Annotated in this window: 15 protein-coding genes, 2 tRNA genes, 1 rRNA gene and 1 other annotated feature; of the genes, 14 read left to right on the top strand and 4 right to left on the bottom strand. The window is 42.8% G+C overall.

Features of this window, described 5'->3' with window-relative positions; all coding sequences use genetic code 11:
- Positions 1–19 precede the first annotated feature (19 nt).
- Positions 20–811: an inner membrane protein YpjD gene (locus tag ACE2AL_RS04525; RefSeq protein ID WP_206084775.1), complete on the bottom strand. Its 792-nt coding sequence runs from the start codon at positions 809–811 to the stop codon at positions 20–22.
- A gap of 376 nt (positions 812–1,187) precedes the next feature.
- On the opposite strand from ACE2AL_RS04525, the gene ffh reads away from it, so the two are divergent.
- From ffh to ACE2AL_RS04565, 8 genes are all read left to right on the top strand, one after another.
- Complete coding sequence (gene ffh / locus ACE2AL_RS04530) at positions 1,188–2,549, top strand: signal recognition particle protein (RefSeq protein WP_206084776.1); 1,362 nt, start codon at positions 1,188–1,190, stop codon at positions 2,547–2,549.
- A gap of 136 nt (positions 2,550–2,685) precedes the next feature.
- Positions 2,686–2,934: a 30S ribosomal protein S16 gene (gene rpsP, locus ACE2AL_RS04535; protein ID WP_004924887.1), complete on the top strand. Its 249-nt coding sequence runs from the start codon at positions 2,686–2,688 to the stop codon at positions 2,932–2,934.
- A gap of 18 nt (positions 2,935–2,952) precedes the next feature.
- Positions 2,953–3,498 carry a ribosome maturation factor RimM gene (rimM, locus tag ACE2AL_RS04540; RefSeq protein WP_047757188.1) on the top strand — a complete coding sequence of 182 codons (546 nt, stop codon included), beginning with the start codon at positions 2,953–2,955 and terminating at the stop codon, positions 3,496–3,498.
- A gap of 38 nt (positions 3,499–3,536) precedes the next feature.
- A complete protein-coding gene (gene trmD, locus ACE2AL_RS04545) occupies positions 3,537–4,301 on the top strand; it encodes a tRNA (guanosine(37)-N1)-methyltransferase TrmD (RefSeq protein WP_047757187.1) in 765 nt (254 codons plus the stop codon).
- Between the two features lie 41 nt (positions 4,302–4,342).
- The gene (gene rplS / locus ACE2AL_RS04550) at positions 4,343–4,696 is read left to right on the top strand and encodes a 50S ribosomal protein L19 (protein ID WP_047757186.1); all 354 of its coding nucleotides are present in this window, start codon (positions 4,343–4,345) and stop codon (positions 4,694–4,696) included.
- 962 nt (positions 4,697–5,658) lie between these two features.
- Complete coding sequence (locus ACE2AL_RS04555) at positions 5,659–6,753, top strand: 3-deoxy-7-phosphoheptulonate synthase (RefSeq protein WP_272516353.1); 1,095 nt, start codon at positions 5,659–5,661, stop codon at positions 6,751–6,753.
- A 13-nt stretch (positions 6,754–6,766) separates the two neighbouring features.
- A complete protein-coding gene (gene tyrA / locus ACE2AL_RS04560) occupies positions 6,767–7,888 on the top strand; it encodes a bifunctional chorismate mutase/prephenate dehydrogenase (RefSeq protein ID WP_375084053.1) in 1,122 nt (373 codons plus the stop codon).
- A 313-nt stretch (positions 7,889–8,201) separates the two neighbouring features.
- Positions 8,202–9,767 carry a methyl-accepting chemotaxis protein gene (locus ACE2AL_RS04565; RefSeq protein WP_206084778.1) on the top strand — a complete coding sequence of 522 codons (1,566 nt, stop codon included), beginning with the start codon at positions 8,202–8,204 and terminating at the stop codon, positions 9,765–9,767.
- Between the two features lie 48 nt (positions 9,768–9,815).
- Here the strand turns inward: ACE2AL_RS04565 and pheA are convergent, their stop codons facing one another.
- From pheA to bamD, 3 genes are all read right to left on the bottom strand, one after another.
- Positions 9,816–10,988, bottom strand: coding sequence for a bifunctional chorismate mutase/prephenate dehydratase (gene pheA, locus ACE2AL_RS04570; RefSeq protein WP_206084779.1), 1,173 nt, complete (start codon positions 10,986–10,988; stop codon positions 9,816–9,818).
- Between the two features lie 25 nt (positions 10,989–11,013).
- Positions 11,014–11,132 (bottom strand) — a sequence feature (Phe leader region).
- 141 nt (positions 11,133–11,273) lie between these two features.
- Positions 11,274–11,603 carry a ribosome-associated translation inhibitor RaiA gene (gene raiA, locus ACE2AL_RS04575; RefSeq protein ID WP_206084780.1) on the bottom strand — a complete coding sequence of 110 codons (330 nt, stop codon included), beginning with the start codon at positions 11,601–11,603 and terminating at the stop codon, positions 11,274–11,276.
- 350 nt (positions 11,604–11,953) lie between these two features.
- Positions 11,954–12,685, bottom strand: coding sequence for an outer membrane protein assembly factor BamD (gene bamD, locus ACE2AL_RS04580; protein WP_206084797.1), 732 nt, complete (start codon positions 12,683–12,685; stop codon positions 11,954–11,956).
- Positions 12,686–12,822: 137 nt separating this feature from the next.
- Between bamD and rluD the strand changes: the two genes are divergently transcribed.
- The 6 genes from rluD (at position 12,823) to ACE2AL_RS04610 (ending at position 19,676) form a co-directional block, all read left to right on the top strand.
- Positions 12,823–13,800 carry a 23S rRNA pseudouridine(1911/1915/1917) synthase RluD gene (rluD, locus tag ACE2AL_RS04585; RefSeq protein WP_047757334.1) on the top strand — a complete coding sequence of 326 codons (978 nt, stop codon included), beginning with the start codon at positions 12,823–12,825 and terminating at the stop codon, positions 13,798–13,800.
- Entirely contained in the window at positions 13,800–14,534 is a 735-nt protein-coding gene (yfiH, locus tag ACE2AL_RS04590) for a purine nucleoside phosphorylase YfiH (protein ID WP_206084781.1), read from the top strand. Before rluD ends, yfiH begins: the two co-directional genes overlap by 1 nt.
- A 124-nt stretch (positions 14,535–14,658) precedes the next feature.
- Positions 14,659–17,232, top strand: coding sequence for an ATP-dependent chaperone ClpB (gene clpB / locus ACE2AL_RS04595; RefSeq protein WP_206084782.1), 2,574 nt, complete (start codon positions 14,659–14,661; stop codon positions 17,230–17,232).
- A 546-nt stretch (positions 17,233–17,778) separates the two neighbouring features.
- Positions 17,779–19,318: ribosomal RNA gene (locus ACE2AL_RS04600) — 16S ribosomal RNA — on the top strand.
- Between the two features lie 65 nt (positions 19,319–19,383).
- Positions 19,384–19,460 (top strand) — tRNA-Ile (locus ACE2AL_RS04605).
- A 140-nt stretch (positions 19,461–19,600) separates the two neighbouring features.
- Positions 19,601–19,676: transfer RNA gene (locus tag ACE2AL_RS04610), tRNA-Ala, on the top strand.
- Positions 19,677–19,804 lie beyond the last annotated feature (128 nt).

Genomic DNA, 19,804 nt, shown 5'->3' on the forward strand with positions numbered 1-19,804 from the left:
ATGGAAAGGTTAGAAAAACTCAAGGTACCATAAACTGTTGGAGTAGACGGTTACCAAAAAAAGCCATCGTTAAAATGATTGAGCCAGCAACATGGAAGAATAAAACGCGTTTTCCGCGCCAGCCGCCGTGGAAATGGCCCCAAAGTAAAGTAATGTAGACAAACCAAGCAATCACTGATAGCACAGATTTATGGATATTTTCTTTATCAAAGATATTATCCATATAAATAAACCCTGTACATAAAGTCAGAGTTAGTAAAATGACACCCACTTGGGTGATGTGAAACATTTTACGCTCTACCACCATCATTGGCGGCATATCAGGGCTAAATTTTAAGGTTTTATTTTTGAGTTGGTGATCAATTAACGCAACTTGAAATGCATACAAGGCAGCAATGAGTAGCGTGGCATAGCTCAATAAGGCCAAGCCAATATGTACAAATAGAGGCACGCTGGCTTCTAGGTGAGTAATAAACTCACCAGGCATAATGGTAGAAAGCATTAAATTAATGATAGCGAAACTGTACACTATCGGGGTTAAATACCACGCTTTTCCCCAATAGGCGACAACCGTCATAATTAAGCACATCAGTAAACTCACCGCTGAACCAAGGTTTAATAGGGTGAGATTCTGCCCTTCGGCCTCACTAAAAATGAGTAATTTTAGTGTGATGGCGTGCGTCACTAATGCAACAATCGCAAGTAGTATCGCCAAACGGCGATAAAGGGGTTGTTTACGCACTTGGCCTGGGACGATCAGCAGTAGGCTAATCATGTATGTACAAACTGCTATGACTGCAAATACTGGCATAGTATAGTGTCGATATTCATTTTTAGTGGAAAGTTATTTTATAGTATAACGTGTACGGGAGCAGGCTCCAACTATTGGCCGAGCCAATAGCGGTATATTCACGATAGATAGCATTTCATGTACCTATAGGGTTGTACAGATAACAATGAAACTAACGCTATCATAGCTTGTATAATCTGTTTCAAACAGAGGGCAGCGAAAAAATAGCGGATGTGGTACAATCGGGAAAATATTTTTTATCGTGCTTTTTCCTTCATTTGATTGAAGGTTTGCTACTTATAATTCAACTTGTTGACACTAAAACACTTGAAATTAGGTGTATTAGCAACCAGATTAGGCTAAACATCGGCCCATCAACAGAATTGAGCTAAGACATATGTTTGATAATTTAAGCGACAGACTCTCGCGCACGTTGCGCAATATCAGCGGACGTGGACGTCTCACTGATGACAATATTAAAGATACATTACGTGAAGTTCGCATGGCATTGCTGGAAGCCGACGTAGCGTTGCCAGTTGTCCGTGAATTTATCCAGAAAGTCAAAGAAAGTGCCGTTGGTCAAGATGTAAATAAAAGCTTAACACCAGGCCAAGAGTTCATCAAAATTGTTCAAAATGAACTGACTCGAGCGATGGGGGAAGAAAACCATCAACTCAACTTGTCGGCTCAGCCGCCTGCGGTTGTCTTAATGGCGGGTTTACAAGGTGCGGGTAAAACAACCAGCGTTGCGAAACTAGGTAAACACTTAAAAGAAAAGCAAAAGAAAAAAGTTTTAGTGGTCTCTGCTGACGTCTATCGCCCAGCGGCGATCAAACAGCTTGAAACCTTAGCTGAATCTGTTGGTATTGATTTTTTTCCATCAGATGTGCAAGAAAAACCCGCGGCTATCGTGCAAAAAGCGTTAAAGCACGCTCAACTTCAATTCTACGATGTATTATTGGTGGATACCGCAGGTCGCTTACACGTTGATGAAGCGATGATGGAAGAAATCCAAGAAGTCCATCGTATTATTAAGCCTGTGGAAACCTTGTTCGTCGTCGATGCGATGACGGGGCAGGATGCAGCGAACACCGCAAAAGCGTTTAATGAAGCCTTACCACTGACTGGGGTTGTATTAACCAAAGTTGATGGTGATGCGCGTGGTGGTGCTGCGCTGTCGATTCGTGCAATTACAGGTAAGCCAATTAAATTCTTAGGGGTCGGTGAAAAAACGGATGCCTTAGAACCGTTCCACCCAGAACGTGTTGCATCCCGTATCCTTGGGATGGGTGATGTGATTTCTCTGATTGAAGAGATTGAGCACAAAGTTGACCGTGATGAAGCAGAAAAATTAGCGAAAAAACTAAAAACGGGTGATGGTTTTGATTTAAATGACTTTTTAAGTCAATTAAAACAAATGCGTAACATGGGGGGCATGGCGAGCATGATGAGCAAAATGCCTGGAATGTCCCAGTTACCAGATGCTGTTAAATCCCAAATGGATGATAAAATCACGGTTCGTATGGAAGCGATGATTAATTCCATGACGCGCAAAGAGCGCGAAAAACCAGAGATTATTAAAGGTTCTCGTAAACGCCGTATTGCGGCAGGTTCGGGAACGACCGTGCAAGAAGTTAACCGTCTTTTAAAACAATTTGATGATATGCAACGCATGATGAAGAAAATGAAAAAAGGTGGCTTAGCCAAGATGATGCGCGGCATGAAGGGTATGATGCCTCCGGGTTTTCCGGGGCGTTAAGCAATAAAGCCTCAAACAAAACGCACTTTTGATTGATTTTTGCGTCAAAGTGAGTAAACTTTTCGGGCTTTTTATATGACAGCCGGACTCTATCCCTCGATGGAGTCTGGTTGTTTTGTTAACTAATGAGGATGTTATGGTAACAATTCGTTTATCTCGTGGCGGCGCTAAAAAACGTCCGTTCTACCAAATCGTTGTAACCGATAGCCGCAATGCGCGTGACGGTCGTTTCATTGAGCGTATCGGTTTCTTCAACCCGATCGCTTCAGGTCAAGCAGAAGAACTGCGTTTAGACTTGGACCGTGTTGAGCATTGGGTTGGCTTAGGCGCAACTATTTCTGACCGTGTTGCACAACTGGTCAAACAAGCTAAGAAAGCAGCTTAATCTGTCGCGGTGGTAACAATGAGCAAGCAAACTAAACTACAGCCACCTGAAAACCCAATCGTATTGGGGAAATTAGGTGCGGCATACGGTATTCGTGGTTGGCTCAAAGTTTTTTCGTCCACCGAACATGCTGAAAGTATTTTTGAGTATCAGCCTTGGTTTATCCAACGTTCAGGTCAATGGCAACACATTGAAATTGAAGACTGGAAACATCATAACAAGGATATCATCGTCAAGCTGAATGGGGTCGATGACCGCGATGCAGCTGCGCTTTTGACTAACTTTGAAATTGCGGTTGATTCAACCCAACTTCCTGAGTTAGAAAACGAATACTACTGGAAAGACCTGATGGGCTGCCACGTAGTGACGTTACAAGGCTATGACCTTGGTACCATCACTGACATGATGGAGACTGGTTCGAATGATGTACTGGTCATTAAGGCGAATTTAAAAGATGCATTTGGCATCAAGGAGCGGTTGGTTCCGTTTCTTGATGGGCAGGTTATCAAGAAAGTCGATCTCGATGCTAAACTCATTGAAGTGGATTGGGATCCTGGTTTTTAAATCTCCGGTTGAACGGTTTTGATAAGTGGGACGATATCATGTGGATTGGTGTAATTAGCCTGTTTCCCGAAATGTTCCGCGCAATAACCGAGTACGGGGTAACTGGTCGGGCAGTGAAAAATGGCCTACTCACATTTGAGTGCTGGAATCCGCGGGATTTTACTCACGATCGGCACAAAACTGTTGATGACCGCCCCTACGGAGGTGGTCCAGGCATGCTGATGATGGTGCAACCGCTTAAGGATGCAATCAACGCAGCAAGAACTGAGGCTGGTGAGGGTGCAAAGGTTATTTATCTTTCACCGCAAGGGCGCAAGCTAAGTCAAGACGGTGTTTGCGAGCTGGCAACCAATGAGAAATTAATACTTGTTTGTGGCCGCTATGAAGGCATTGATGAGCGTATCATTCAAACCGAAGTTGACGAAGAATGGTCAATCGGCGATTACGTTCTCAGTGGTGGGGAACTCCCTGCAATGGTGTTGATAGACTCAGTATCTCGGTTTATACCAGGGGTGCTTGGTCATCAAGCTTCAGCTCAAGAAGATTCTTTTGCTGATGGCTTGTTAGATTGTCCTCACTATACCCGCCCTGAAGTGTTAGATGGCATGCAAGTCCCGGATGTATTACTTTCGGGGAATCACGCTAAAATAGATAGCTGGCGCATGAAACAATCACTTGGCCGTACCTGGCTTAGAAGACCTGAGCTTCTGGAAAGCCTAGCTCTGACTGACGAGCAGAGGATGTTGCTGACTGAGTTCCAACGTGAATATCAGTCTGAGCAACAAATGAATCCAGACAATTAATTGTCTAAACATATCAGTTTACCTAGGGTAAGAGAGTTATTATGAGCAACATTATTAAACAAATTGAACAAGAGCAAATGAAGCAGGACGTACCTTCATTCCGTCAGGGTGATACTGTGGAAGTTAAGGTATGGGTCGTAGAAGGCTCTAAAAAACGTCTGCAGGCATTCGAGGGCGTGGTTATCGCTATTCGTAACCGCGGTCTGCACTCTGCATTCACTGTTCGTAAAATTTCTAACGGCGAAGGTGTTGAGCGTGTCTTCCAAACTCACTCACCAGTCGTAGATAGCATTGCTGTTAAACGCCGTGGTGCTGTTCGCAGAGCTAAACTGTACTACCTGCGTGAGCGTTCTGGTAAGGCAGCTCGTATCAAAGAGCGTCTGAACGCCAAGTAATACGCTTTCGCTACATCCGAAAGTTGAAGAGGCCCGCCTTAGTGCGGGCCTTTTTATTCTTCATATTTCGTGCTGTGACGTTGTTGGCTTCGCTCGGCCACACAGGTCACATACTTATGTACGCTCCCTGCGATGCCCTCACTTTGCCGCCTAGTCACAACTCGAACTATTTAGAATATGGTTGAGGAAGCTTATTTCAAACTGTAGCGTTGTTGGCTTCGCTCGGCCACACAGGTCACATACTTATGTATGCTCCCTGCGATGTCCTCACTTTGCCGCCTAGTCACAACTCGAACTATTTAGAATATGGTTGAGGAAGCTTATTTCAAACTGTAGCGATGTTGGCTTCGCTCGGCCAACAGGTCACATATTTATGTATGCTCCCTGCGATGTCCTCACTTTGCCGCCTAGTCACAACTCGAACTATTTAGAATATGGTTGATGAAGCTTATTTCAAACTGTAGCGATGTTGGCTTCGCTCGGCCACACAGGTCACATATTTATGTATGCTCCCTGCGATGCCCTCACTTTGCCGCCTAGTCACAACTCGAATTATTTAGAATATGGTTGAGGAAGCTTATTTCAAACTGTAGCGATGTTGGCTTCGCTCGGCCAACAGGTCACATATTTATGTATGCTCCCTGCGGTGTCCTCACTTTGCCGCCTAGTCACAACTCGAATTATTTAGAATATGGTTGAGAAGTTAACTCATTAATCGTAAATAAATGTTTACAATAAAATGCATCACAGTTCTAATTTAAATTATTTTAATGTTTATTTTTTGTTAAATTAATTATTTATCAGTTGGTTAGTTTGGTGTAAATTATTGTTTACTGACGTGGAAATATTTTACATAAATGGATTGAATTGTTTACGATGCATGGTATGTTATTACCCATGCACTCAAACACAATATGTAAACAATAAACCAAGCAAATATAAGCTAATTAAGTAGGTAAAAAATGATCATGCAAAAAGATGTACTCAACAACGTGAATATTCAAGACGAGCAGGTATTAATCACTCCTGAGAGTCTGAAAGAGAAATATCCGCTGAGTCACAGCAACCTGCATGCCATTGCGACATCGCGTCAAGTTATTGCGGATATTATCCATCAACGTGATCCTCGCTTACTCGTGGTATGTGGTCCTTGCTCAATCCATGATGTGGATGCTGCGATTGAATATGGTGAACGCCTACAAAAATTAGCCGAAGAGTTAAGTGATAGCTTATATATTGTGATGCGTGTGTATTTTGAAAAACCACGGACAACTGTGGGCTGGAAAGGCTTAATAAGTGATCCATTTATGGATGGTTCATTCCAAATGGAAAAAGGCCTTCATATTGCTCGCGACTTATTGACTAACTTAGTCAATATGGGGCTGCCACTGGCAACTGAAGCATTAGACCCAAATAACCCACAATACTTAGGGGATTTATTCAGCTGGTCTGCAATTGGTGCAAGAACCACTGAATCACAAACCCACCGTGAAATGGCATCAGGACTCTCAATGCCTGTAGGGTTTAAAAATGGGACTGATGGTAGTTTATCTACCGCAATTAATGCATTGAAAGCGGCTGCAATGCCACATCGTTTCATGGGAATTAACCAATCGGGCCAAGTTTGCTTATTGCACACCAAAGGCAACAGCAATGGTCATGTGATTTTACGCGGTGGTAAAACACCCAACTACAGCGCAGAAGATATCGCGGCGTGTGAAGCTGAAATGCGTAAAGCGGGGCTGGAACCATCCCTAATGGTGGATTGCAGTCATGGTAACTCAAATAAAGATTACCGCCGTCAGCCACTGGTGGTTGATTCAATTATCGAACAAATTGTTAATGGTAATGAGTCAATTACAGGTATTATGCTGGAAAGCCATATTAATGAAGGCAACCAAACATCTGAACAGCCACGCGATGCGATGCAGTACGGCGTTTCTGTAACAGATGCCTGCATTAACTGGCAGACAACAGAGACTGTATTGCGTCATTTACATCAGGCATTATTGCCTGTGCTTGAACAACGCACGCAGAAATTGAGCAAAGTGAGCTGATCAAGGTATTAGTATGTCTGTTGAGTTATCCCATTTACGGGACCAAATTGATGCGGTTGATAAATCCTTATTGGATTTATTAGCCAAAAGGTTGCAACTTGTGGCGGAAGTTGGCGAAGTCAAAAGCTTACATGGGTTGCCAATTTATGTACCTGAGCGTGAGTCGAGCATGCTAGCGGCTCGGCGCGCCGAAGCAGAACGTATGGGGATCCCGCCTGATCTGATTGAGGATATTTTACGGCGGATCATGCGTGAGTCTTACGCACGTGAAAATGACAAAGGTTTCAAGACACTCAACCCGAATGCTGGCACAATAGTTATTGTGGGTGGCGATGGGAAGATGGGGAGGTTATTCCATCGTCTTCTGACGTTGTCAGGTTACCAAGTAAAAACGCTGAATCAAAATGATTGGCCGCAGGCAGAATCGATTGTTGCGGGTGCAAGTGTGGTGGTGGTCAGCGTACCTATCCACTTAACTGTTCAGGTGATTAATCAACTGCCAAAATTGGATAAAGACACTATTTTGATGGATATCGCATCTATCAAGCAACAACCATTAGAAGCCATGCTAGCGGCACATGAAGGGCCAGTTTTGGGGCTTCATCCGATGTTTGGCCCCGATATTGGCAGCGTAGCAAAACAAGTTTTTGCATATTGTCATGGCCGTGGTGCTGAGTCTTATCAATGGTTCCTTGAACAGCTAGTAGTTTGGGGGGCGCGTTTGAAAGAAATCTCAGCGCAAGAGCATGATAAAAACATGAGTTTTATCCAAGCATTGCGCCACTTTACGACGTTCACTTATGGGCAAAATTTGGCGAAAGAGGATATCGATTTACAGCAGCTTCTTGAGTTGTCATCTCCCATCTACCGTTTAGAACTCGCGATGGTGGGGCGGTTATTTGCTCAAGATCCCCAGTTGTATGCAGATATCATCATGTCTTCAGATAAAAACGTAGAATTAATTCGCCGTTATCATCAGCTTTTAGGGCAGTCTATTGAAATGCTTGAAAATAAAGATAAAGCAGAATTTATTCGCCAGTTTAATCAAGTTAGTGAGTGGTTCGGCGAAGATGCTCACCATTTTATGAAAGAAAGCCAGTCATTGTTGCAACGCGCCAACGATAATCGTAAGTAATTATCCCCGCCTTCTATTGTATTGTTTGCAATAGAGGGCTTTTTTACTGTTAATTTTTTGTTATTTCAGGTAATCTTTCTTTTTCGACCTTCTAAATTCGATATTTTATTTTGAATAAGTAATTTTACTTATTTCCTGTGCTTTCTATTGAAAAATCTCCTTTCTAATCTAAAACAGATATCTTCCTCTATTTAAGGGTAAATTAATCGATTTATAAAATTGATATTTAATTATCGATCGATTTATCTGGTAAAGATGTGACGTATTTTACCGATAACATTACTCATTCAACGATGGCTAGCGTGGTAAACATATGTCTTTTAAAAATCTCAAAATTAGTATGAAGTTAACGATAGCATTTGGGGGATTTGTTACGCTTATTATCCTGAGCTCACTCTTTTCTTTGGCCAATATGAACCGAGCCAATGATGGAATGAAACAAGTTCTGTATGAAAGTTACCCCATTGCCTCAACAGCAGGGCAGATGATGGATAATTTTTATTCATTTATTGGTATTCAAGAATTGATTTTACTTGATGACCGAGGGAGTGATAAGCGACGTGAAGAGTTAGCCAAAATTACATTGAAAATTAATGAATTGATGGACAGCTTAGAAAAAAATGTCACGGATGATCGTTCTAAAGAAGTCCTTTCTGAATTGCGAATTATTCGCCAACAATTTCATGCATCAATCGCTCGTATCAATACATTCCTTTCTGAAAATAACCGTCAAGCGGCTATTGATGAAATGATGGTAAAAACGTCTAGTATTCAGCGTGATTATCGAGACCATATTCAAACGCTAATGGCTATCCAAGATTTAGAAATGCAGGATATTGGGCGTACCGTCAATACCCATTATGAAAGCAATAAAATTTTACTGGCGATTCTTTCTGTGATCAGCATTGCTGCGGGTTGTGCGATGGGCTGGTTTATTACCATTATGATAACCCGACCACTCGAAAATGCGGTTGGTTTAGCGCAGTCTATTGCGAGTGGTGATTTAACGAAAGACGTTAAAGTAGATTCAAAAGATGAAACAGGTATTTTATTAAATGCATTGAATGACATGAAAGGCCAGTTAGTTGAAATTGTTCAAGAGGTGCAAAGAGGCTCTGAAAGTATTTCCGCGGCCGCTGGACAAATTGTGGCAGGTAACCAGAACTTAGCCGCCCGCACCGAAGAACAAGCCGCATCTGTTGAAGAGACAGCAAGTTCTATGGAACAAATTACCTCAACAGTAAAAAACACCACTGAACATACTCATGAAGCAAGTATGTTAGCGGAACAAGCGGCCGTTGTTGTGCAGAATAATGGTCAAATGATGAATCAGCTGACGAATAAAATGCGAGCTATTAATACGTCATCATTACAGATGACTGATATTATTAACTTAATTGATTCCATTGCATTCCAAACCAATATTCTGGCATTAAATGCTTCGGTTGAAGCGGCAAGAGCAGGCGAACATGGTCGTGGTTTTGCGGTCGTTGCGGGAGAGGTACGTTTATTGGCACAAAAAAGTGCGGCATCAGCCAATGATATCAAAGGGCTGATTGAGAACTCTTCATCGCAAACCAAAGAAGGTATGGAGCTCGTAGAGAAAGCGACAGAACAAATTCATGGCATGATTGATAGTGTGAAAGAAATGAACACGCTATTACGAGAAATTGGCCAAGCAAGCCAAGAAGAAAGCGATGGCATTTCACAAATTAACAGTGCTGTAGGGCAGTTAGATTTAACCACGCAACAAAATGCTAGCTTAGTCGAGGAGTCCGTTGTGGCGGCAGACTCATTAAATGAACAAGCATTCCATCTAAAAAAACTCGTGAATTACTTCCGCGTTAATTCTAACTACCAGTCAGAAACGACGGTATAATTTTGAATGAAGGCTGCTTTTCTATTTAAGCAGCCTTTTTACGTTTAATTATGGTGCTACTTTTTCAGGTTCAACGGGAACAATATTTTCAGATGGATAGCAGCCTAACACTTTTATTGAGCGCGTAATTGCAGAAAGTTCTTTGAGTGCTTGTTGCAGGTTATCTGAACGTAAGTTCGCATGAACATCCACATAAAACATCTCCTCCCAAGGTTTGCCATTAATTGGGCGAGACTCTAATTTACTCATAATTATCTTATTATTTTTTAAGATAATTAGCGCATCAACCAATGCACCAGCTTGCTGACCTGTGGTGATTAATAACGTGGTTTTAGCAGGAACTTGTTCAGTGACTTCAATAGACTGTGGTGCAACGACAATAAAGCGGGTCATATTGATTTGTTGGTTTGCTAAATTGTGTTCAACAACATGTAAGTTATACAGTGCGCCACCTGCTTCACTGCCCAGGGCTGCAACATTAGGGGAGTCTTGCTCCGCCACCATTTGCATCGCAGTTGATGTACTGTCGCAATATTTTATTTTCCACTGTGGGAACTGGGCTAAATATTGGCTGCACTGCTGGAAAGGTTGGGGGTGACTGTAAACCGTATCAATGAGGCTTAAATCAGTATTACCCGTGGTAAGCAAACAGTGGTTAATGGGTAAACGGATTTCCCCCACAATAGAGAGTGATGTATTTTGCAGTAAATCATAAACATCATTAATTGCGCCAGAACTGGTATTTTCAATCGGTAAAATACCGTACTCTGCTTGTCCACTTTCGACTAATGAAAATATATCTTGGAATTTATTACAGCTACATTCGACGAGTTGGTCAAAATGGCGGGCCGAATATTGGCGAGCCGCGATATGTGAGTAAGAACCTTTGGGGCCTAAAAAAGCAAAACGGGCAGTGTCACTTGGTGTTAAGTTTAAGTGCTTTTGTAAAATCGCTTGTTGGGTTAATACAGAGTCCTCAATGATCATCTGAAATAAGCGAGTAATATAAAAGCCGTCAAGCCCCAGTAGCTTACCTTTATTAATTAACACATCTAAAAGCTGACGTTCGCGGTCTTTATCACGAATAGGGCGGTTGTCATCAATTTTTGTTTCCGCAACTTCTGCTGCAAACCCACGGCGTTTTGCCAAAAGGTTTAGGAGCTCACTATCTAACTGGCTTATTTTTTCTCTTACTTTCAGTAAATTAGTGCTGTTTTCCATCCTGCCCACCCTGTAATGTCGTGATATAAAAAAAGCCCCCTAGTTGGGGGCTTTCTAATTTTGTCTTCTTTTCTTTCTTGAACGACAAAAGCCCCTAATTAGGAGTTGCTAAAGAAGAAAAAGAAAACAAAATTACGTTTCATGTGAATACCTTTAAATAAACTTGATTCAAATAAACCCGATACGCAATAAGAAGTCAATAAAAAAGAATCATAAACATAAAAAACGCGCCTATTGCAGGCGCGTTTTACAAAGTTTCAAGATAAGTTGATAGATAATATAAAATTATAACGTAACGAGGTTCGCTTCTTTTACACTATTGTTGGCTCTTCTTGATTCTCCTTTATGTTGCACTTTATTGAGTTGTCTTTCGAGTTTGTTGATCAGTTCATTTATTGCAACGTACATATCTTCATGTTTGGCGCTAGCGACTAATTTACCTGTCGCTGTTTTGATATTTGCATCAACCATGAAACCTTGTGGCTCTTTTGATAAAACAATATGCGTATTTATCAGGGAAACTTGCCACTTATCCAATTTTGTTAGACGGCTGTCAATGTGTTCACGAATAGCTGGGGTAATATCCATTTGTTTGCTAGTTATGTTCACTATCATAGTGTTACCTCTCATTGTTTCCGTCTTTGATGAATTCAGAATACGCGTTATCAGTAATAAAAAATTGATGTAGATCACATCTGATTCAGGGGAGAGTCAACACGCATCCGAAGTGTGATTTTGTATAAAAAAGGGGAGGAAAAGCATTGCCAAAATGAATGGATTAGTGGAGACTGATTAGGTTGGCTATCGGTACGGTTAATAGTCGGATCTTTTTTTGGGTTAAAATTTAGCTAATCTAAAAGATTGATTAATACAAATAAAAAAGTAAAAGAATACGGTAACGATTGGAAGCCAATCAGACAAACAAAAACAGCAGCCGAGGCTGCTGTTTTAGATCAAACTCGAGATTATTGTGGGTTCGCAACAATAATACTTTCGGCTTTATTTGCTTCTTGGTTTAAACCCATTTGTTTATACGCAATTTCCATGTATGGCAAGGCATTACGTGTTGCTTCAGTGTCTGGGTAATCTTTCAGCATTTGTTCTGTGCGATTAACAACCGCGACATAAGCACCTCGTTTGTTGTAATATTCAACCACAGAAAGGTCGAATTTTGCCAAACGTTCTTTTAAGTAGACTAAGCGCTTGCTAGCATCGTTTGCATACATACTGTTAGGATAGTAGCGAACTAGCTGGCTTAAGTCCTTAAAGGCGACGCGAGCGTGCTGAGGGTCTCTATCTGAACGGTCGATACCGAATAAGCCTTGCAGTAAACTATCGTCCAAGGCCATAGCGGTTAAACCGCGCATGTAAAGTACATAGTCAATATTTGGATGAGTCGGGTTTAAACGCATGAAACGGTCAATTGCCGCTATCGCCATAGGCAGCTCAGCTGATTTATAATAGGCGTAAATCAGGTCTAATTGAACTTGCTGGGCGTATGGGCCAAACGGATAACGGTTATCAAGGGCTTCAAACTGTTTGATGGCAGCTTTAAAGTTACCGTCCTGTAGTTTTTGCTGACCCGTTGCATAGATTTCAGCTGGGGAGCTATCAGGGCTGACTTCAGGGTTGCTGGAGCACCCAGCTAAAACCAGGCTCAACGTGGCTGCAGCCACCAGATTTTTCATACGTATCATCACGTGTAGGTTATCCTCTGAGTGTTTCGAGGGAGTCTATCCATAAGGCTCCCGGCAAAATTCGAGTTACAATAGCATATATTTTAAATGAAACGGCAGCGCCGTCAAAATACAAACACCAAAAAGTAGATTAATTTATGGCTCAACAAGTACAACTTAGTGCAACTATCGCTGAATCACAGCTCGGTCAACGTTTAGATCAGGCTTTGGCCGAATTGTTCCCTGATTATTCACGTTCACGCATAAAAGAGTGGATTTTAGATGATAGAGTGCAGGTTAATGGCAAAGTTATCAATAAGCCAAAGGAAAAAGTTTTAGGTAGTGAACAAATTTTAATCGATGCCCTTATTGAAGAAGATAATCGTTGGGAACCTCAGGATATTCCACTTAACATTATTTATGAAGACGAAGATATCCTAATTATTAATAAACCGCGTGGATTAGTTGTACACCCAGGGGCTGGAAACCCAGACGGAACAATCCTAAATGCTTTATTATACCGTTACCCAGAAATTGTTGATGTTCCAAGAGCAGGGATTGTTCACCGTCTTGATAAAGACACCACAGGACTAATGGTGGTCGCAAAAACCGTTCCAGCACAAACCCATCTAGTCGAGTCTTTACAGTTAAGAGAAATTACGCGTGAGTATGAAGCTGTGGCGGTGGGTCGTATGACTGCTGGTGGTATGGTTGAAGAGCCGATTTCTCGCCACCCAACGAAAAGAACTCACATGGCGGTTCACCCAATGGGTAAACCAGCGGTCACACACTACCGCATCATGGAGCATTTTAGAGCACACACGCGTCTACGTTTACGTTTAGAAACGGGTAGAACGCACCAAATTCGTGTTCACATGGCACATATTAACCATCCATTAATTGGCGATCAATTATACGGTGGCCGTCCTCGCCCATTAAAAGGTGCCACGGAAGAGTTTTTAGAAGTGATGCGTAATTTCGATAGGCAAGCACTGCATGCAACAATGCTGCGCTTATATCACCCAATTTCAGGTATTCAAATGGAGTGGCATGCACCACTACCTGATGATATGGTTAAGCTTATTGAAGCCTTAAAGGCAGATACTGAACTTCATAAAGACAATATGGACTGGTAATGAGCACACTGATTTTCCCTGATTGGCCGCAGCCTAAAAGCGTATCAAGTTGTAGCACAACCCGTGCGGGTGGTGTGAGCCTGCCACCTTTTGACAGTTTGAATCTTGGCGACCATGTAGACGATCGCCCTGAAGCCGTCAGTGAAAATCGCCAGCGCCTTGTTGAACTTGCTCAATTACCACAACAACCCGTGTGGCTTGAGCAAGTCCATGGTACGCACGTTCTTCATCTTAATGGTGGTGAAATCAAAAACAAACAAGCAGATGCAGTGTATAGCAATCAAGCAGGGCAAGTTTGTGCCATTATGACGGCGGATTGCTTGCCTGTTTTATTTTGTAATCAAGCGGGAACAGAAGTTGCAGCGGCTCACGCAGGGTGGCGGGGGTTATGCAATGGCATTCTTGAAAATACGGTTCGTCAATTTATTAGTCCTGCTAATGAAATAATAGCGTGGCTCGGCCCTGCAATTGGTGCAAAAAAATTTGAAGTGGGCTCTGAAGTTAAACAGGCGTTTGTTAATCAATCATCTGATTTAGCTTCTGCTTTTACGTCTCATAATGAAAAGTATCTTGCTGATATCTATTTATTAGCCCGTAAAAAGCTCAATGCGGTAGGGATTAATGCCATTTATGGTGGCGATTTTTGCACGGTAAGTGATGAAAACAGATTTTTTTCCTACCGACGTGAGGGAAAAACGGGAAGAATGGCTTCTTTGATATGGGTAAATAACTAGTGTTTAGCGTTTTACTCTAAATTAACAGATATAACAAAAATTATTCAATGCAAAACTTGAATATTTAAAAATAGACCTCATCTAGTATCCAGTAGCAAATTTAATCTCATTTATCGGAGGTGTTATGCGTCTGGATCGTTTAACTAATAAATTCCAGCAAGCTCTCGCTGACGCCCAATCTTTAGCCCTTGGGCGTGAAAACCAGTTTATCGAACCTATTCATCTATTAAGTGCCTTATTTAATCAAGAAGGTGGCACAGTCCGTCCTTTGCTGACGACACTTGGCGTTAACGCGGTGCAATTTAAGCAAAAGATTGAAGATGCATTAGGGCGTTTGCCTCAAGTACAAGGTGTGGCAGGAGACGTTCAACCATCAAGTGACTTAATGCGTCACTTGAACCTATGTGATCAATTGGCACAAAAGCACGGAGATGACTTTATCTCCTCTGAATTATTTCTTATCGCCGCTTTAGAAGCCAATACAACATTAGCAGACATGCTCAAAGCAGCAGGTGTTAATAAAGATAATTTAAAAAAGGCAATAGAACAGATGCGTGGTGGAGAAAAAGTGAATGACCAAAGCGCTGAAGACCAGCGCCAAGCCTTGAAAAAATATACTGTTGATTTAACTGAACGTGCAGAACAAGGCAAATTAGACCCAGTGATTGGCCGCGACGAAGAAATTCGCCGTACTATCCAAGTATTACAACGTCGTACAAAAAACAACCCAGTGCTGATCGGTGAGCCTGGTGTAGGTAAAACCGCCATTGTTGAAGGGCTGGCACAACGTATTGTGAATGGTGAAATACCTGAAGGCCTAAAAAACAAACGTGTTTTATCCCTTGATATGGGGGCCTTGATTGCGGGGGCTAAATATCGAGGTGAATTTGAAGAGCGTTTAAAAGCTGTTTTGAATGACCTCGCAAAACAAGAAGGCAACGTTATTCTCTTTATTGACGAATTGCATACCATGGTTGGTGCAGGTAAAGCAGATGGTGCAATGGATGCGGGGAATATGTTGAAACCTGCGCTTGCCCGTGGAGAATTACACTGTGTTGGTGCTACGACGTTAGATGAGTACCGTCAATACATTGAAAAAGACCCTGCGTTAGAACGTCGTTTCCAAAAAGTGTATGTCGCAGAGCCTTCAGTAGAAGACACGATTGCAATTTTGCGTGGTTTGAAAGAGCGTTATGAGCTTCATCACCATGTACAAATTACTGACCCTGCGATCGTCGCAGCAGCAACGTTATCGCATCGTTATATTACCGATCGTATGTTGCCAGACAAAGCTATCGACTTAATTGATGAAGCGGGTGCAAGCCTGCGTATGCAAATGGATTCAAAACCTGAATCCTTAGATAGATTAGAACGCCGTATTATTCAGCTGAAACTTGAACAGCAAGCACTGAAAAAAGAATCGGATGAGGCGAGTAAAAAACGTCTTGAAATGTTAGAAGAAGAACTGACAGAGAAAGAACGTGAATATTCTGCGTTAGAAGAAGAGTGGAAAGCGGAAAAAGCCTCGTTAACGGGCACTCAGCATATTAAAGCAGAACTGGAAAATACGCGTATCGAAATGGAAAAAGCGCGCCGTATGGGTGATTTAGCAAAAATGTCTGAATTACAATATGGTCGTATTCCTGAATTAGAAAAACAACTTGAAGCCGCAACTAAAGCGGAAGGTAAAAGCATGAAGCTTTTACGTAACAAGGTGACTGACGTTGAAATTGCTGAAATTCTAGCGCGCTGGACTGGTATCCCTGTTTCAAGAATGCTGGAAAGCGAAAGAGAGAAACTGTTACGTATGGAACAGCAACTCCATCAACGTGTGATTGGTCAAGACGAGGCAGTAGTGGCGGTATCGAATGCAATCCGTCGTAGCCGTGCAGGGTTGTCTGATCCCAATCGACCAATTGGTTCCTTTATGTTCTTAGGGCCAACAGGGGTCGGTAAAACCGAGTTATGTAAAGCATTGGCGAACTTTATGTTCGACAGTGACGATGCAATGGTGCGTATCGACATGTCCGAATTTATGGAAAAACATGCGGTATCACGTTTAGTGGGGGCACCTCCAGGGTATGTTGGTTATGAAGAAGGTGGGTATCTCACAGAAGCTATCAGACGTCGTCCATATTCTGTCATTTTGCTAGACGAAGTTGAAAAAGCACACCCTGATGTTTTTAACATCTTATTGCAAGTGTTGGATGATGGGCGTTTAACGGATGGTCAAGGCCGTACCGTAGACTTCCGTAATACAGTAATCATCATGACATCTAACTTGGGCTCTGACTTAATTCAAGAAAGATTTGGCATGATTGGTTACTCAGAGATGAAAGATATGGTGATGGAAGTGGTATCTCACAGCTTCAGGCCTGAGTTCATTAACCGTATTGATGAAGTGGTTGTTTTCCACCCACTAGGCAAAGAGCAAATTACGAATATTGCAAATATTCAGTTGGCTCGTTTATATAAACGTCTTGAAGAGCACGGTTATGAAGTTACCGCGACACCAGCAGCACTTGAGAAAATTGGTGAAGCAGGTTTTGATCCAATCTTTGGTGCAAGGCCGTTGAAACGTGCAATTCAGCAGGAAATTGAAAATCCGCTAGCACAAGAAATCTTGTCTGGTCGGTTACTTCCAGGAAAACCTGTTGTTTTAGATGTTGAAAACAACGAAATCGTAGCAAAACAGTAATCAATGAAGGAAGTTTAGTTCGTTGATTCAGTAGTAAAACTTAAAGGCGGCATTCGATATGCCGCCTTTTTCTTATCAATTTGGTTAGAAAATCGCTTTTTTTGGTCTAAAACTGGGCGTGAAGTGCAAAAGATAATCAGTTGAAAATTATTTTCAAAAAAACACTTGCCAGATTTTTCTGACTCCCTATAATGCGCATCCACTGACCGGGAACAAGACAACGCAAAGCGCGGTGAACACTGAAACGGCAGCGAGAGATTCTGAAAAGAAAAAGCAAAAAATTGCTTGACTCTCACGGAGGAAAACGTATTATACGCCTCCTCGCAGCAACGACCCAGAAGGTCAATTTCACGACGAAATGCTGCAACGCTCTTTAACAATTTATCAGACAATCTGTGTGGGCACTCACAGGACACTATCAAAAAAATATTTGATTTTAAGTCTTGAAGAGTGACTAACACGTTAATTCATATATATGAACTAATAGGTAATATGTTTTCGTAAGAAGACATACGACAGTAAACATTCTTTGAGCATCAAGCTTTTTAATTGAAGAGTTTGATCATGGCTCAGATTGAACGCTGGCGGCAGGCCTAACACATGCAAGTCGAGCGGTAACAGGGGAAGCTTGCTTCCCGCTGACGAGCGGCGGACGGGTGAGTAATGTATGGGGATCTGCCCGATAGAGGGGGATAACTACTGGAAACGGTAGCTAATACCGCATAATCTCTAAGGAGCAAAGCAGGGGAACTTCGGTCCTTGCGCTATCGGATGAACCCATATGGGATTAGCTAGTAGGTGAGGTAATGGCTCACCTAGGCGACGATCCCTAGCTGGTCTGAGAGGATGATCAGCCACACTGGGACTGAGACACGGCCCAGACTCCTACGGGAGGCAGCAGTGGGGAATATTGCACAATGGGCGCAAGCCTGATGCAGCCATGCCGCGTGTATGAAGAAGGCCCTAGGGTTGTAAAGTACTTTCAGTCGGGAGGAAGGCGTTGATGCTAATATCATCAACGATTGACGTTACCGACAGAAGAAGCACCGGCTAACTCCGTGCCAGCAGCCGCGGTAATACGGAGGGTGCAAGCGTTAATCGGAATTACTGGGCGTAAAGCGCACGCAGGCGGTTGATTAAGTTAGATGTGAAATCCCCGGGCTTAACCTGGGAATGGCATCTAAGACTGGTCAGCTAGAGTCTTGTAGAGGGGGGTAGAATTCCATGTGTAGCGGTGAAATGCGTAGAGATGTGGAGGAATACCGGTGGCGAAGGCGGCCCCCTGGACAAAGACTGACGCTCAGGTGCGAAAGCGTGGGGAGCAAACAGGATTAGATACCCTGGTAGTCCACGCTGTAAACGATGTCGATTTGAAGGTTGTTCCCTTGAGGAGTGGCTTTCGGAGCTAACGCGTTAAATCGACCGCCTGGGGAGTACGGCCGCAAGGTTAAAACTCAAATGAATTGACGGGGGCCCGCACAAGCGGTGGAGCATGTGGTTTAATTCGATGCAACGCGAAGAACCTTACCTACTCTTGACATCCAGAGAACTTAGCAGAGATGCTTTGGTGCCTTCGGGAACTCTGAGACAGGTGCTGCATGGCTGTCGTCAGCTCGTGTTGTGAAATGTTGGGTTAAGTCCCGCAACGAGCGCAACCCTTATCCTTTGTTGCCAGCGATTCGGTCGGGAACTCAAAGGAGACTGCCGGTGATAAACCGGAGGAAGGTGGGGATGACGTCAAGTCATCATGGCCCTTACGAGTAGGGCTACACACGTGCTACAATGGCGTATACAAAGAGAAGCGACCTCGCGAGAGCAAGCGGAACTCATAAAGTACGTCGTAGTCCGGATTGGAGTCTGCAACTCGACTCCATGAAGTCGGAATCGCTAGTAATCGTAGATCAGAATGCTACGGTGAATACGTTCCCGGGCCTTGTACACACCGCCCGTCACACCATGGGAGTGGGTTGCAAAAGAAGTAGGTAGCTTAACCTTCGGGAGGGCGCTTACCACTTTGTGATTCATGACTGGGGTGAAGTCGTAACAAGGTAACCGTAGGGGAACCTGCGGTTGGATCACCTCCTTACCATTGAAGTGTTTTTGTGAAGTGCTCACACAGATTGTCTGATGAAATTAAAGTGCGGTATCGATAGGCTTGTAGCTCAGGTGGTTAGAGCGCACCCCTGATAAGGGTGAGGTCGGTGGTTCAAGTCCACTCAGGCCTACCACTTTTCTCTTATGCTGCGTTATGGTTCAGCTTGTTTACCCAAAAGTAAACGTCGCTAATCCACGCCTTGCCTAAGAAAAAAGACCTCCGAGTAAGAAAGAATCTTATCAGGAGATTAATCGATACTAAAAAAACCTTTATGGGGCTATAGCTCAGCTGGGAGAGCGCCTGCCTTGCACGCAGGAGGTCAGCGGTTCGATCCCGCTTAGCTCCACCATAAATTTTTCTGATTATTCAGAATAGATTAGTCAAATAGTCTATTGCGAATAATTATGCTCTTTAACAATCTGGAACAAGCTGAAAATTGAAAACAACGCACATTGTTTATCGCTTAAACAATGTGAG

The sequence above is a fragment of the Providencia xihuensis genome (genome assembly GCF_041953405.1).
GTDB lineage: Bacteria > Pseudomonadota > Gammaproteobacteria > Enterobacterales > Enterobacteriaceae > Providencia > Providencia vermicola.